Annotated in this window: 12 protein-coding genes and 1 tRNA gene; 5 read left to right on the forward strand and 8 right to left on the reverse strand. The window is 55.3% G+C overall.

Annotation, left to right across the window (positions count from 1 at the left end):
- Window positions 1-10 precede the first annotated feature (10 nt).
- From citE to ACOTY9_RS13010, 5 genes are read right to left on the reverse strand one after another with little or no spacing between them, the layout of a single operon-like run.
- Complete coding sequence (citE, locus tag ACOTY9_RS12990; protein WP_014885206.1) at window positions 11-886, reverse strand: citrate (pro-3S)-lyase subunit beta; 876 nt, start codon at window positions 884-886, stop codon at window positions 11-13.
- Entirely contained in the window at window positions 883-1,176 is a 294-nt protein-coding gene (citD, locus tag ACOTY9_RS12995) for a citrate lyase acyl carrier protein (protein ID WP_014885207.1), read from the reverse strand. The genes citE and citD overlap by 4 nt, the downstream gene beginning before the upstream one ends.
- 16 nt (window positions 1,177-1,192) lie before the next feature.
- The gene (gene citC, locus ACOTY9_RS13000; RefSeq protein ID WP_047028062.1) at window positions 1,193-2,215 is read right to left on the reverse strand and encodes a [citrate (pro-3S)-lyase] ligase; all 1,023 of its coding nucleotides are present in this window, start codon (window positions 2,213-2,215) and stop codon (window positions 1,193-1,195) included.
- Window positions 2,216-2,225: 10 nt separating this feature from the next.
- Window positions 2,226-3,089, reverse strand: coding sequence for a fumarylacetoacetate hydrolase family protein (locus ACOTY9_RS13005; RefSeq protein ID WP_045134818.1), 864 nt, complete (start codon window positions 3,087-3,089; stop codon window positions 2,226-2,228).
- Window positions 3,090-3,106: 17 nt separating this feature from the next.
- Window positions 3,107-4,468: a 2-hydroxycarboxylate transporter family protein gene (locus tag ACOTY9_RS13010; protein WP_014885210.1), complete on the reverse strand. Its 1,362-nt coding sequence runs from the start codon at window positions 4,466-4,468 to the stop codon at window positions 3,107-3,109.
- 347 nt (window positions 4,469-4,815) lie between these two features.
- Between ACOTY9_RS13010 and ACOTY9_RS13015 the strand changes: the two genes are divergently transcribed.
- Both ACOTY9_RS13015 and ACOTY9_RS13020 read left to right on the forward strand, forming a co-directional pair.
- On the forward strand, window positions 4,816-6,441 hold the full coding sequence (locus tag ACOTY9_RS13015) for an ATP-binding protein (RefSeq protein ID WP_023331291.1): 1,626 nt from the start codon (window positions 4,816-4,818) through the stop codon (window positions 6,439-6,441).
- Window positions 6,431-7,123: a response regulator gene (locus ACOTY9_RS13020; RefSeq protein ID WP_023337769.1), complete on the forward strand. Its 693-nt coding sequence runs from the start codon at window positions 6,431-6,433 to the stop codon at window positions 7,121-7,123. The genes ACOTY9_RS13015 and ACOTY9_RS13020 overlap by 11 nt, the downstream gene beginning before the upstream one ends.
- Window positions 7,124-7,177: 54 nt before the next feature.
- Here ACOTY9_RS13020 and ACOTY9_RS13025 read toward each other — a convergent pair whose 3' ends face one another.
- Window positions 7,178-9,313 carry an ornithine decarboxylase gene (locus ACOTY9_RS13025; RefSeq protein WP_348565916.1) on the reverse strand — a complete coding sequence of 712 codons (2,136 nt, stop codon included), beginning with the start codon at window positions 9,311-9,313 and terminating at the stop codon, window positions 7,178-7,180.
- Between the two features lie 182 nt (window positions 9,314-9,495).
- On the opposite strand from ACOTY9_RS13025, the gene ACOTY9_RS13030 reads away from it, so the two are divergent.
- Both ACOTY9_RS13030 and ACOTY9_RS13035 read left to right on the forward strand, forming a co-directional pair.
- Complete coding sequence (locus ACOTY9_RS13030; RefSeq protein WP_047625992.1) at window positions 9,496-10,209, forward strand: DUF554 domain-containing protein; 714 nt, start codon at window positions 9,496-9,498, stop codon at window positions 10,207-10,209.
- A gap of 95 nt (window positions 10,210-10,304) precedes the next feature.
- Window positions 10,305-10,380: transfer RNA gene (locus ACOTY9_RS13035), tRNA-Phe, on the forward strand.
- Between the two features lie 87 nt (window positions 10,381-10,467).
- On the opposite strand, the gene ACOTY9_RS13040 is transcribed toward ACOTY9_RS13035, so the two are convergent.
- Together ACOTY9_RS13040 and ACOTY9_RS13045 are read right to left on the reverse strand one after the other, a co-directional pair.
- On the reverse strand, window positions 10,468-12,246 hold the full coding sequence (locus ACOTY9_RS13040) for a hybrid sensor histidine kinase/response regulator (protein WP_348565917.1): 1,779 nt from the start codon (window positions 12,244-12,246) through the stop codon (window positions 10,468-10,470).
- Entirely contained in the window at window positions 12,243-12,875 is a 633-nt protein-coding gene (locus ACOTY9_RS13045) for a LuxR C-terminal-related transcriptional regulator (protein WP_047344502.1), read from the reverse strand. The genes ACOTY9_RS13040 and ACOTY9_RS13045 overlap by 4 nt, the downstream gene beginning before the upstream one ends.
- 175 nt (window positions 12,876-13,050) lie before the next feature.
- Between ACOTY9_RS13045 and ACOTY9_RS13050 the strand changes: the two genes are divergently transcribed.
- Window positions 13,051-13,365 (forward strand): lipoprotein, encoded by a 315-nt coding sequence (locus ACOTY9_RS13050; protein ID WP_047344503.1) that lies wholly within the window; start codon window positions 13,051-13,053, stop codon window positions 13,363-13,365.
- The last annotated feature ends 90 nt before the right edge of the window (window positions 13,366-13,455 follow it).

Here is a 13,455-nt window from a genome sequence, read left to right on the forward strand (position 1 = left end):
TCTGTCATCCTTACCGACGCACGCCGGAGGCCGCCGCGCGCTCCAGCACCACCTGCGCGTGGTTAATAATCGGTGCATCCACCATTTTGCCGTTGAGCGACACCACGCCCAGGCCGTTACGCTCGCCCTCTTCTGCCGCCTCAATCACTCGCTTCGCGTGTTCCACCTCTTCCTGCGTCGGGGCGTAAGCGTTATGCAGCAGGTCAATCTGGCGCGGGTTAATCAGCGATTTGCCGTTAAAGCCCATCTTGCGGATCAGATCGACCTCGCGCAGGAACCCGGCCTCGTCGTTAACGTCTGACCACACCACGTCGAAGGCGTCGATGCCCGCCGCACGGGCGGCGTGCAATACGGCGCAGCGGGCGTAGAACAGCTCGGTGCCGTCGCCGCGCTCGGTCTGCATATCCATCACATAATCAAAGGCGGCCAGCGCGATGCCGATGAGGCGCGGGGAGCTGCGGGCAATCGCCACGGCATTTATCACGCCAATGGCCGATTCAATCGCCGCCATGACGCGGGTAGAGCCGACTTCGCGGCCGCACTCGCGTTCAATACGCGCCAGGTGCCCCTCCAGCTCGTAGATATCGTCCGGGGTGTCCGTTTTCGGCAGGCGAATCACGTCCACGCCCGCCCGCACGGCGGCTTCCAGATCCAGCAGGCCAAACGGCGTGCTCAGCGGGTTAATGCGCACCACGGTTTCGATATCCTGATACATCGGGTGCTGTAGCGCGTGGAACACCAGCATGCGCGCGGTGTCTTTCTCGCGCAGGGCAACGGCGTCTTCCAGGTCAAACATGATGGAATCAGGCCGGTAGATAAAGGCGGTGGAAAGCATGGCGGCGTTGGCGCCCGGCAGGAACAGCATACTGCGGCGGAGTTTGCTCATTTCAGCGCCCCCCAGTTGATGGTTTGATCATCGGCGGCACGCATCAGCGCGCTTTGCAGGCGGGCGCGAATAACACAGTCCAGCGCCCCTTTATCTTCAATAATGATGAGTCCCTGGTGCACGTTCATGGCGCGCAATGTGTCGTTGACCACTTGGCGAATCTGCTCGCCAAACTGCTTAATCACTTCACTGTGGATGACTATCTCCAGCTCGCCGTGAGCGGGAGCGATTTTCACCATCAGGTCGCTGGACTCCTGCGTGCCGGCCAGCGCCTCCCTTACAATATTCATGATAAATTCCTAGTAGTTATGCGACTTCGGCACTCGCACGGTAATGCGTTTCGAGATGCGCGAAGGTGGAGTCCGGGACAATCTCCCGGATCCGGGAAAATTGCTGTGCCTTGAGTAAACGGCGCACTTCGGACGCGGAAATGGCGTTGCCGGTGGCCTTGATGCGCGGCATTTCCACCACCTCAATATGCGAGGCCAGCAGATCGTGCAGCGTCTGGTTGTACTGCCGGGTGATATCGCAAAAGGGCTCCGAGCCGATGAAGCGGTGAGTGATGCCCAGCGCCGGGGCAATAAAGTCGCGGAAAATCAGCACGTCGATTTCACTCCACGCCTGCTGCACTTTGCCGGTCTCCTTCAGGAAGTAGGCCGGGAAGGTGGCGCGGGAGATGATGTACTGCGAGCCTTCATGCACCACCACGTTCGGCAGTTGTGCCACGCCCGCCCGCACCATCTCAATGCGCGCGCTAAACGGGAAGAACGACGCATCTTCACGCACCACGAAGAGATGCAGCGCATCGCACTGCTGCGCCGCCTGCTCCACCAGATGGCGATGGCCGAGGGTGAAAGGATTGGCGTTCATCACTATCGCGCCAATGTTCTCCCCGCTTTTGCGCTTCGCGCGCAGGGAACGGCAGTAGCGTTCGATCCCCTGCGGGGTGTTCTCCATCAGCACCGCGTTGTTTCCGCTCTGGGCAATCGGCCAGAAGCCACTGCGGGCAAAGCGCTCCCGGTTGCACGGACGGGTGCAGAGGAAGAGATGAAAATGGCCGCGCTCCAGCGCCGCATTTTCCACCTCAGCCAGCAGCCGCGCGCTGAGGTTCTCGCCGCGAAGCTGCTCGTTGACCGCCACGCATTTGATGACGTTGGCGGCAAGCCCTGCGCAACCCACCAGCTGCGAGCCGGACCAGGCTTCGACAAACAGCGTGATGTCGTTGTCCAGGCCAAGGCCGCTGTCTGCCAGCAGGTAGCGGATCTGGCTTAAGCGTTCCGGATGCTTCGCCACCAGAGTGTGGCGAAAATCGATGGGTTGACTGTTCATGCCGTTTTACTCAGTGTGCTGCCGCAAGCCCGACGGCGGGCGCTTCTACGATCACGTTGCTCAGATGACCGATATGCTCGATCTCCACCTCAATGCGATCGCCCTCTTTCATAAACAGCGGCGGGTTACGCTTTTTCCCCACCCCGCCCGGGGATCCGGTGATGATCACATCGCCCGGGCTGAGGCGGGTGAAGGTGCTGATGTACTCGATCAGCTCCGCAACCTTGTGGATCATGCTGCTGGTGTTGTCTTCCTGCACCATGCGGCCGTTCAGCCAGGTGCGGATTGCCAGCTGGTGCGGATCCGGGATCTCATCCGCCGTCGCCATCCAGGGGCCAAACGCACCGGTCTGACGCCAGTTTTTTCCGGCGGTAAACCAGGTGTGCTGCCAGTCACGGGCGGAGCCGTCCATGTAGCAGCTGTAGCCCGCCACGTGGCGCAGCGCGTCGTCGCGGCTGATGTTCTCCCCACCTTTGCCGATGATCACCGCCAGCTCGCCTTCGTAGTCGAATTCACTGGAGTGGCGCGGCTTCAGCACCGGTTCGTTATGGCCGGTCTGTGAATCCGGGAAGCGGACAAACAGCGTCGGGGCCGGGTTATGCTGGTCAAACTCCTTGCGCTTGTCGGCGTAGTTCATGCCCACGCAGAGAATTTTTTCCGGCTGCTCAATCACCGGTAAGAAGGTGATAGCGCTCATCGGCACGTCCACCGCGTCGTTCAGGTAGCGGGTGGCCTGCGCCAGCCCGTTGCCCTGCAGCAGCGCCTTGAGGTCGCTGTAGCGGTCGCCGAGACGGCGGCCTAAATCAATCACGCCGTCGGCCTGGACGATGCCGTAGCTGCGTTTTCCCTGGTATAAAAAGCTTGCGAGTTTCATTGTTCTTTCCTGAAAACTTAAACGAGGAAGTTGCCCAGAATCAGCAGAGAGATAGAGACGTTAATCGCTCCGCCGATACGGGTAGCAATCTGGGCGAACGGCATCAGGCTCATGCGGTTGCCTGCGGTCAGGATCGCCACGTCGCCGGTACCGCCCTGCCCGCTCTGGCAGCAGGAGACGATGGCGACATCAATCGGATGCATACCGATCTTTTTGCCGACGAAGAAGCCGGTCGCCACCAGCGCAGAAACGGTGCTGACAATCACCAGCAGGTTGCTGACGGTGAACGCCGCCACCAGTTCGTGCCACGGGGTAATAGCCACGCCGACGGCGAAGAGGATGGGGTAGGTCACGGAAGTCTGGAAGAATTTGTAGACGACCTGCGAACCTTCCAGCAGGCGCGGAGAGGCGCCGTTGCAGAGCTTCACCAGCACCGCCATAAACAGCATGCCGACCGGGGCTGGCAGGCCAATGAGCTTGTGGCCGAGCATGCCCAGCATGTAGAGCAGCACCGCCAGCAGAGCGCCAGAGGCGATTGTGGTCACGTCCGCTTTACCAGAGAACGCAGGCTGAGAGACGGTGGTATCGGCATTGGCGCGGTTAGGCATCAGTTGGCCTTCACCGGTCAGGTGCGGGTAGCGCTTACCAAGCTGGTTCAGGCAACCGGAGATAATGATCGCGGTCAGACCGCCGAGCATCACCATCGGCAGCACGCGGCCGAGAGCTACGCCCTGGTCCATGTGCAGCAGGGTGGCATAACCGATGGAAAGCGGAATTGCGCCTTCCCCGACGCCGCCCGCCATAATGGGCAAAATGATAAAGAAGAAAATCTGGAATGGCTCCAGGCCCAGCGCGAGACCAACGCCCATCCCCACCAGCATGCCGACGATTTCACCGCACAGCATCGGGAAGAAGATGCGCAGGAAGCCCTGAATCAGCACCGTGCGGTTCATGCTCATGATGCTGCCGACGATAATGCAGCAGATGTAAAGATAGAGAATATTGGTGGATTTATAGAACTTCGTGGTGGACTCGACCACCACATCCGGCAGCAGGCCGTAATAGACCAGCGCGGAAGGGATAAAGGTGGCGCAAATCGCCGCCGCACCGAGCTTGCCGACAATCGGCAGGCGCTTGCCAAACTCACCGCAGGCAAAGCCGAAGAAGGCCAGGGTCGCTACCATCACCACGATGTCGCTCGGCAGCTTTCCGCCCAGACAATCAATCGCAATCAGTGCGCCCGCCAGAACAAACAGCGGCAGAGGGATAATCCCGATTTTCCAGGTATCCATAATATGCCACCAACGCTCTTTGAGCGAGGGTCGCTGAATTTCAATCGGGTCGTGGGTAACAGAGAAAGAATCGTCAGTTGTGCTCATAATAAGCCCCTTGGTTATTTTGTGCATTCAGCTTAGAGTCACAAAGGCTTACTTTATGTGAGGGATGACATATTAAAAGCGAAGTTTTAATGGCCACTATGGTTTTAATGGTTTCTTTTATTTAATGTGATTTATGCCTTATTTATTATCGTGGTTTTTATGGTTTCTTTTCTGAATTGAACAAACAAATAACATTTATTCATATAGCCTGAACGAGGTAAGCCCTCAGGATAAATCTTTTACAGCGCCCGCTGTGCAAGGGATCACAAGTTTTCGGCAAAGCACAGGCAGCCACAGAAAAAAAGATGATATATTGGCGTTCTTTGTCGCTACCTTGCGTGATAGTTATGAAAGTCTCTTTCCAGATTAAGTTGTTTATTTCGCTGGTTGCCTTTTTCTCAGTGCTTTTTGCGTTGCTGGGCGGATATTATTATGCCGATGTCGGTAAGCAGCTTTATCAGGAAATGAGTGCGCGCGCAAAAATACAGGCGGAGGAGATTGCGCTTATTCCGTCATTACGCAATGAAGTTGAACAAAAAGATATCACCGCGATCCATGATTTTATGCAGAAAATGGCTGCCCATAGCGATGCCAGCTTTATTGTCATTGGGGATAACACGGGAAAGCACCTTTTTCATTCCGTCTTTGCCGACAGAGTGGGCACGACACTGGTTGGCGGCGACAATGAGGCCGTCCTGCAGGGGAAAAGCACGACAACCATCCGTAAAGGCGGACTGGGTATTTCGCTACGCAGTAAAGCCCCTATCTTCAACGATGCCGGGCAGGTGGTTGGCATTGTTTCCGTGGGCTATCTCACCAGCTACCTGGATACCATTACCGTCAGTAAAGTGGTCAATATCCTGATTGCCGCCGTACTGCTGCTTTTGGCCCTCTTTATCTTCTCCTGGTTCTTTACCCGCAGTATAAAGAAGCAGATCTTCTCCCTCGAACCGCGAGAAATCGGCCTGCTGGTACGTCAGCAAAAGGCGATGATGGAATCTATCTACGAAGGGGTGATTGCCATTGATAACGAGCGGCGCATAGAAGTGATCAACCAGGCGGCGCGCAAACTGCTGGGGCTGAGCCAGCCGGCGCGTGAACTGCGCGGGCAGTTGATAAGCCAGGTGATCGACCCGGTCCCGTTCTTCGACACGCAGACGATGCTGGCTAAAGATACCCACGATGAGATTTGCCGTTTTAACGATCTCACGGTGATTGCCAGCCGGGTTCACATCATGCTTGAGGGCTCGCTGCAGGGCTGGGTGATCACCTTTCGCGATCGCAACGAAATCGACTCTCTGAGCGCCCAGCTCAGCCAGGTAAAACGCTATGTCGATAACCTGCGCATTATGCGTCACGAGCAGTTAAACCGGATGACCACCCTCTCCGGCCTGCTGCATATGGGCCGCTATGAGGAGGCGATTGGCTACATACAGGCGCAGTCGGAACATGCCCAGGAGCTGCTGGACTTTATCTCGTCGCGCTTCAGTTCTCCCACCCTGTGCGGCCTGCTGCTCGGGAAAGCCGCCCGAGCGCGGGAAAAAGGCGTCGAGCTGAGTTTCGACCCGGCCTGTCGGCTGGATAAGCCGTTCCTGCCGCTTGGGGAGCAAGAGTTGATTTCGATTATTGGTAACCTGCTGGATAACGCCATCGAAGCAACACAGCGCTCGCCGCTTCCCCATGCGCCGGTGGAAGTGCTGATAAAACTCAGCGAGCAGGAGCTGATTATTGAAGTCGCCGACCAGGGCGTAGGCATTAAACCGGAGATCCGTGAGCGGATCTTTGAACGCGGCATCACCACCAAAACACGCGGCGATCATGGGATTGGTCTGTATCTGATCGAAAGCTACGTTACGCAGGCTGGCGGCGCGATAGAAGTTGCCGATAATACCCCACGCGGCGCCATTTTCTCATTGTTTATCCCGGCCTCGGGAACCGTCCGGCAACTGGAAGACACCGACTATGCAACATGAACTTATCGACGTACTGATTGTTGAAGACGAGAACGAACTGGCACAGCTGCACGCGGAGCTCATCAGCAAACACCCGCGTCTGAGACTGGTGGGGATTGCCTCGTCACTGGCCGACGCGCAGGTTCAGCTTGAGCGTAAACAGCCTCAGCTGATGCTGCTGGATAACTATCTGCCGGACGGCAAAGGCATCACCCTTATCAGTAACCCGATGCTGACCCGCGCCAACTGCTCGGTGATTTTCATCACCGCCGCCAGCGATATGGACACCTGCAGCCAGGCCATCCGCAACGGCGCGTTTGACTATATCCTTAAGCCGGTTTCCTGGAAGCGCCTCAGCCAGTCGCTGGAGCGCTTTGTGCAATTTGCCGAACAGCAGCGCGTCTGGAAGATTGTCGATCAGCAAAACGTCGATTCACTGTATCAACTCCAGGCGAAGAACTACCGCCAGGACAACGGCAGCAAAGGGATTGAGGAGAATACGCTGGCCCGGGTGCAGGCGCTGTTCAACGACAAGGCGACGCACTGCTTTACCGTGGATGAGGTGGTGAGCGAAACGGGGTTGAGTAAAACCACTACCCGGCGCTATCTGGAGCACTGCGTGGAGGCGGGGTTTCTGAGCGTGGAGATGCTGTACGGGAAGATTGGCCATCCAAGGAGGATGTACAAGCGTAGTGCGGTTTGATGAAACGTTCCCTCTCCCTGTGGGAGAGGGTTAGGGTGAGGGCAGCAGCCCGCACTACCTCAACACATATCCATACAGCCGTTTAATCCCGTCCGCATCCTTCTCGCTGTATACCCCCTGCAGCTCCGGCGAGAAGCCCGGCAGCAGGTTGATGCCCTCTTCCAGCGCCAGGAAGTAACGCTGTACCGCCCCGCCCCAGACTTCACCCGGCACCACGCACAGCACGCCAGGCGGATAGGGCAGCGCCCCTTCGGCAGCAATCCGCCCTTCGGCATCCCGTATGCGCACCAGCTCCACGTTACCGCGAATGTAGGCCTGGTTCGCGTCCTGTGGATTCATCACCACCTCAGGCAGGCTTTCTTTGCGGAACATCGCCTTCTGCAGATCTTTTACGTCAAAGCTGACATAAAGATCGTGCATCTCCTGACACAACTGGCGGAGGGTGTAATCCCGGTAGCGCACCGGGTATTTCTGGTAGATGGTCGGCAGTACGTCCGCCAGCGGCGTATCGTCTTCAATATGCTGCTCGAACTGTCCCAGCATTGCCACCAGCTGCGCCAGCTTCTCGCTGCTTTCAGCTGGCGTCAGCAGGAACAGGATTGAGTTGAGATCGCATTTCTCCGGCACGATGCCGTTTTCGCGCAGGTAGTGCGCAAGAATGGTCGCCGGAATGCCGAACCCGGTATATTCCCCGGTTTCCGCATCAATACCCGGCGTGGTCAGCAGCAGCTTGCACGGGTCGACAAAGTACTGCTCGCGGGCATAACCCGCAAACCCGTGCCATTTCGCCCCCGGCTCGAAGCTGAAGAAGCGGCGCTCGCTGGCAATGGCGTGCGTCGGATGATCCTGCCACGGCCGCCCCGCCACCACCGGCGGGATAAACGGCTTAATCATATGGCAGTTGGCAATGATCGCCTTGCGCGCCTCAATGCCCAGCTCAACACACTCCGCCCACAGCCTGCGACCACTCTCGCCTTCATGAATTTTGGCATTCACATCCAGCGCTGCAAACAGCGGATAAAACGGGCTGGTGGAGGCGTGCAGCATAAATGCATTGTTCAGCCGCTTATGGGGGCAAAACCGCGCCTGGCCACGAATGTGGTTATCCTTTTTATGGATCTGCGACGTTTGCGAGAACCCGGCCTGCTGCTTATGCACCGACTGGGTCACAAAAATGCCAGGATCGTTCTCGTTCAGCTCCAGCAACAGCGGAGACGTTTCCGCCATCATCGGAATAAATTGCTCGTAGCCCACCCAGGCAGAGTCAAACAGGATGTAATCACACAGATGGCCGATCTTGTCGATCACCTGACGGGCGTTGTAGATCGTGCCGTCATAGGTGCCAAGCTGGATGATCGCCAGGCGGAACGGACGCGCCTCGTCGGCTTTCTCCGGCGCAGCCTCGCGGATAAGATCGCGCAGGTACGCGTCATCAAAACAGTGCTCGTCAATCCCGCCAATAAAGCCAAATGGATTACGCGCAGCCTCAAGATACACCGGCGTGGCGCCTGCCTGAATCAGCGCCCCGTGGTGGTTAGATTTATGGTTGTTGCGGTCGAACAGCACCAGATCGCCACGCGTCAGCAGCGCGTTGGTCACCACCTTGTTGGCCGCCGACGTGCCGTTCAGCACGAAGTATGTTTTATCCGCATTGAACACTTTCGCCGCGAACTTTTGCGCATGCTTGGCGGACCCTTCGTGGATCAGTAAATCCCCGAGTTTCACGTCAGCATTGCACATGTCGGCACGAAACACGTTCTCACCGAAGAAATCAAAGAACTGTCGTCCCGCCGGATGCTTTTTGAAAAACGCCCCGTGCTGGTGACCAGGACAGGCGAAGGTGCTGTTACCCATCTCCACGTACTGGCTCAGGGTGTCAAAAAACGGCGGCAGCAGATTCTCTTCGTAACGGCTGGCAGCAGTCTCCAGTTCCAGAAACTCCTGCGCTTTTCCCGAGATGACCGCGGTAGCACCGTCAGGCACGTCCGTGTGCTCCTGCGAGAAAATAAACACCGGTAACTGAAAGCCCGTGCGTTTCAGCAACGCGAGAATACCGCTGCGACTTTCAGCAGTTGTCATGACGACTGCCGCCACATCGGTAAAATCCGTGTTATCCAGCGTCACCTTTTCACGGTGGGTTGAGACAGTGGAGAGCAGCTCGCGGCTGACGGCAATTTTCATGGTTTTCATAGGCGCTAGTTACCCTCACCGAACGGTGAGACAGGGAGGAGAAAATTCGCGCAATAATGTCACCTTTTATTTTGAGGTGCAAGAAGGAATCAATATGCACAAAACCTTCCAAATCTAAGCGTAGTGCCCGCTTTGCGTGTCATAATCATGCAATACCAATGATTAAGTAACAGGAGTTAGCGGTGGTAATTGGACCCTTTATCAACGCCGGCGCAGTGCTGCTGGGCGGCATACTTGGCGGCGTGTTAAGCCAGCGGCTACCGGAGCGTATTCGTACCTCCATGCCGTCTATTTTTGGCCTGGCCTCGCTGGGCATCGGCATCCTTTTAGTCATCAAATGCGCCAACCTGCCCGTCATGGTGCTGGCAACGCTGCTCGGCGCGCTGATTGGCGAATTTTGCTATCTGGAAAAAGGCATCAATAACGCGGTAGGCAAAGCCAAAAACCTGATTGCCCGACCCGGTAAGGCGAAAAACGGTTCGCACGAGTCGTTTATTCAGAACTACGTTGCGATCATTATTCTGTTTTGTGCCAGCGGCACCGGGATATTCGGTTCGATGCAGGAAGGGATGACAGGCGACCCGAGTATATTAATTGCGAAAGCGTTTCTCGATTTCTTCACCGCCACCATTTTTGCCACCACGCTCGGTATCGCCGTCGCGGCAATTTGCGTCCCGATGCTGCTGATTCAGCTGGCTCTCGCCACCTGCGCCACGTTGATTCTCCCGCTCACCACGCCGGCGATGATGGCAGACTTTACTGCCGTCGGCGGCCTGCTGTTGCTGGCGACCGGGTTACGCATCTGCGGGATTAAGATGTTTGCCGTGGTGAATATGCTGCCCGCGCTGCTGATCGCCATGCCGCTCTCAGCGCTCTGGACGCGCTTTTTCGCTTAAGAGTGCGGCGAAATGGCGAGAGATTGCGCAGTCCGTAACGAAAACAACATTTTTCGTTGACGGCAGGAAGCAGATCAGGTTTAATGCGCCCCGTTGCCCGGATAGCTCAGTCGGTAGAGCAGGGGATTGAAAATCCCCGTGTCCTTGGTTCGATTCCGAGTCCGGGCACCAAATTTATATCAACGGACCTCCACGGAGGTCCGTTTTTGCATTCTAAGCCCGCCAAAATCAATACTTCTACACTCTCTTTTATCCATGTCACCCGGACCACTGCGTCAGCAGCGCATGCAGTTTCGCCGGCTCCAGCGGCTTGCGCAGCACCAGGTACCCTTCCTGCTCAGCTTCCAGCAGAACCGGTGAATTAAATTCGCCGCTGACTATCGCGCCGCTCATATCCGGCAGACGTTCAAAAAGCGCTTTCAGGATGTCGAACCCGCTTTCGCCGGACCGCAGGCGCTGGTCGCACAGTACGGCGAACGGCGTGAAGCCGTCGTCGATTATGGCAAATGCCTCTTCAGCGGAGGCCGCACAGCGCACGTTGATTCCCCAGATGCTCATCAGGCTCTCCCAGGCTGACGTCACCAGCGGGTCGTCATCGACGACCAGGCAGGAACCGTGCAGCGGCGCATAGCGCACCGACGTGGCTGCGTGGTCATAAGCGGGCGAGGAGTCCGGTGCGATCTCTTCACCAGCAAATTGGGTGAAACGCATCCAGAATCGTGAGCCTTTACCTTCAATGGATTGCATCCCGTACTTCACCTTCATCAGCTTGGCACAACGAGCAACGACGGCCAGCCCCAACCCATGTCCGGCGCTGTCGATCTTCCAGGCCAGCTCGGGACGGTAGTAGGGTGAAAAGATTTTGCCCTTCTCGTCATCGGCGATACCGACCCCCGTATCCCACACCTCCACCATACACTCGTCACCGCGCGGTCGAATGGCGACCAGCACGCCGCCCCGTAGCGTGTAGCGAAGGGCGTTTTGAATCAGGTTAATCAGGGATTGTCGCACCAGCAGCGGATCGCCCATCACGTAAATGCGACGTTTTGGTCGCCAGGTGTACAGTCGCAGGGCTCGGCTGTTGGCCTCTTCGCGAAACAGTGTGATCACCGAGTCGAGCAGAACGCCGATATCCACTTTGGCAGGAGCAGAGAGTACATTCCCGGATTCAATTTTGCTGAGATCGAGCAGGGAATTGAGCATCAAATGTACGGAACGAATGCTCTGCTGCAGGTCAAGGAGTTGCGGCGTCAGGCTGTCGTCGCGGTTTCGGTGGAGGATGGCTTCAATCAGAAAACCCATGGCGTGTACGGGCTGGCGAAGATCGTGGCTGGCGGTTGTCAGAAACTGATTTTTATCCAGTAGAGCCTGCTCCGCGTCCTCTTTGGCCTGACGAAACTGTTCCGCCAGGCGTGAGCTTTTTTCCTCAAGCAGCGCCTGCTGAATAAAGAACGCATGTGAAGTTAACGCATGGCGGTAAATCGCAAAGCCGTAAAGCAGGTTCAGCATCAGTACGATGAACATCAGCTCATCCAGTCGCCAGATAATACCGAGGTTCAGTACCCCCCACGAGGCGAAGAAAAAGCGCGTAAAGGTGCTAATAACCGGGGTCAGATGCGTCGCATTGGCCGCGACGATAGCGGCGATGCTGATATTCAGTAGCAGGAAAAAGTCAAAGTTCTGCGTTTTAGGAGTAATTAAATAGAGTGATGAAATTCCCAGTCCGTGAATAAAGGCGACATTATTAATGCGCGGAAGCCAGCGTTGCAGGAGGTCCTTTTCAACATATTCTTTCGCTTCGCGCTGATAGCGTCGATGCAATATTCGTATCGCCACAGCGCATATCAGATAAATAATAATCCAGGTTATCGTTGGGCCAAGGTCATCCCCAAGCATATAAATCCAGATGGCAAAAGGAATACCGACAAAGGGCACTGCGCTAAAACTGAATACCAGCCGCAGAAAGGTATTGTTTAACAAACGGATCTGCGCAGCAGGAGAGATCCCATCGTTTTGTAAGCTCAGGAAAAATCTCATTCCGACGGTTCCTGTTTGCCATGCAGAAGCGTGATGGCTTCGACCCGACTGTTAACACCAATCTTTTTCAAAATATTGCTGATGTGTTCTTTGACTGTGGGTTCTGAAATTGAAAGCTGTGCGGCGATGCGTTTATTCGGCAGACCGCGCATAATCATATTTAACACATCTATTTGCCGCGGCGTTAAGTTAAATTTATTGAGTTTTTCATTATTCTTATTCACGGAAAATTCGTTTCCCTCAGGAAACCAGGTCTGATTATCAGCGAGTGCAAAAACAGCCTGTGAGAAAATTTCAGGAGGCTCACTTTTCAATACAAAACCATGTCCCCCGGCAGCGTGAATTTTCCGCCAGAGATCATTATTGTCGTCCCCGCTAACCACCAGGAGCCGCACCTGTGGGTAAAGTTGTTTTATCTCTTTGAGTAATTTCAATGCTGTTCCGGACGAAAGCCAAAAATCGATTACCAGCAAACGGGGCGGGCCATTATCCCTAATTTGACGGTAGCAATCCTCCTCATTCGTCACCACATACGCCTGCTTAAATCGGCATTGTGTAATCAGAAAATTGGCGATGCCGCTTGCTACCAATGGATGGTCATCAACGACCAACGCATAATTCTGTCCCAAAGGGTCCTCCTTTTACCTTCGCATCTCTGAGAGTACGGATGAATTATTATCTACCCACCCTACTTTAGGAGGGTTTTTTCGATTAGGAAAGGGAAATATATTATTCGCTGATTTGGGTAATAGAAAACATAAATACAATCAGTGAAATTAACTGATTGGATATAAAGGATAATTTATGAAAAAACCACTAATATTTTTAACCGTTACGTTGATGCTGGCCGGTTGTTCCACGCTGAAAACCGATCAGGCCATTCCACTGCTGCAGGCAGAGACTGCTAAAATGCTGGGTCTGGGCTCATCGGATGAAATAACAGTGACCAATGTTAATGGCGCCCAACCTGACGCACTAGGAGGGCAAAAACTATCTTATCGCGCTACGACGGAAAAAGGGCGTATTTTCGATTGCTCATCGATGATGATGCCCGGGATTTTGGGATCCGCACCGACGCTGAGCGCGCCAACCTGTACACCTGTTGTCACACATAAATAATTAACCCCAAATTAAAAGGCGTACATAAATAACGCCTTTTACATTTTCTCACGTATCTGAGTTTTCATATAAAAACGATTTTCCCGACAT

The sequence above is a fragment of the Enterobacter cloacae complex sp. SHL012 genome (assembly GCF_049237505.1).
Taxonomy (GTDB): domain Bacteria; phylum Pseudomonadota; class Gammaproteobacteria; order Enterobacterales; family Enterobacteriaceae; genus Enterobacter; species Enterobacter kobei.

Excerpts from the sequence above, each read along its gene's own strand:
- citE (WP_014885206.1), bottom strand. The coding sequence starts at position 886 with ATGAGCAAACTCCGCCGCAGTATGCTGTTCCTGCCGGGCGCCAACGCC.
- citD (WP_014885207.1), bottom strand. The coding sequence starts at position 1,176 with ATGAATATTGTAAGGGAGGCGCTGGCCGGCACGCAGGAGTCCAGCGAC.
- citC (WP_047028062.1), bottom strand. The coding sequence starts at position 2,215 with ATGAACAGTCAACCCATCGATTTTCGCCACACTCTGGTGGCGAAGCAT.
- ACOTY9_RS13005 (WP_045134818.1), bottom strand. The coding sequence starts at position 3,089 with ATGAAACTCGCAAGCTTTTTATACCAGGGAAAACGCAGCTACGGCATC.
- ACOTY9_RS13010 (WP_014885210.1), bottom strand. The coding sequence starts at position 4,468 with ATGAGCACAACTGACGATTCTTTCTCTGTTACCCACGACCCGATTGAA.
- ACOTY9_RS13015 (WP_023331291.1), top strand. The coding sequence starts at position 4,816 with ATGAAAGTCTCTTTCCAGATTAAGTTGTTTATTTCGCTGGTTGCCTTT.
- ACOTY9_RS13020 (WP_023337769.1), top strand. The coding sequence starts at position 6,431 with ATGCAACATGAACTTATCGACGTACTGATTGTTGAAGACGAGAACGAA.
- ACOTY9_RS13025 (WP_348565916.1), bottom strand. The coding sequence starts at position 9,313 with ATGAAAACCATGAAAATTGCCGTCAGCCGCGAGCTGCTCTCCACTGTC.
- ACOTY9_RS13040 (WP_348565917.1), bottom strand. The coding sequence starts at position 12,246 with ATGAGATTTTTCCTGAGCTTACAAAACGATGGGATCTCTCCTGCTGCG.
- ACOTY9_RS13050 (WP_047344503.1), top strand. The coding sequence starts at position 13,051 with ATGAAAAAACCACTAATATTTTTAACCGTTACGTTGATGCTGGCCGGT.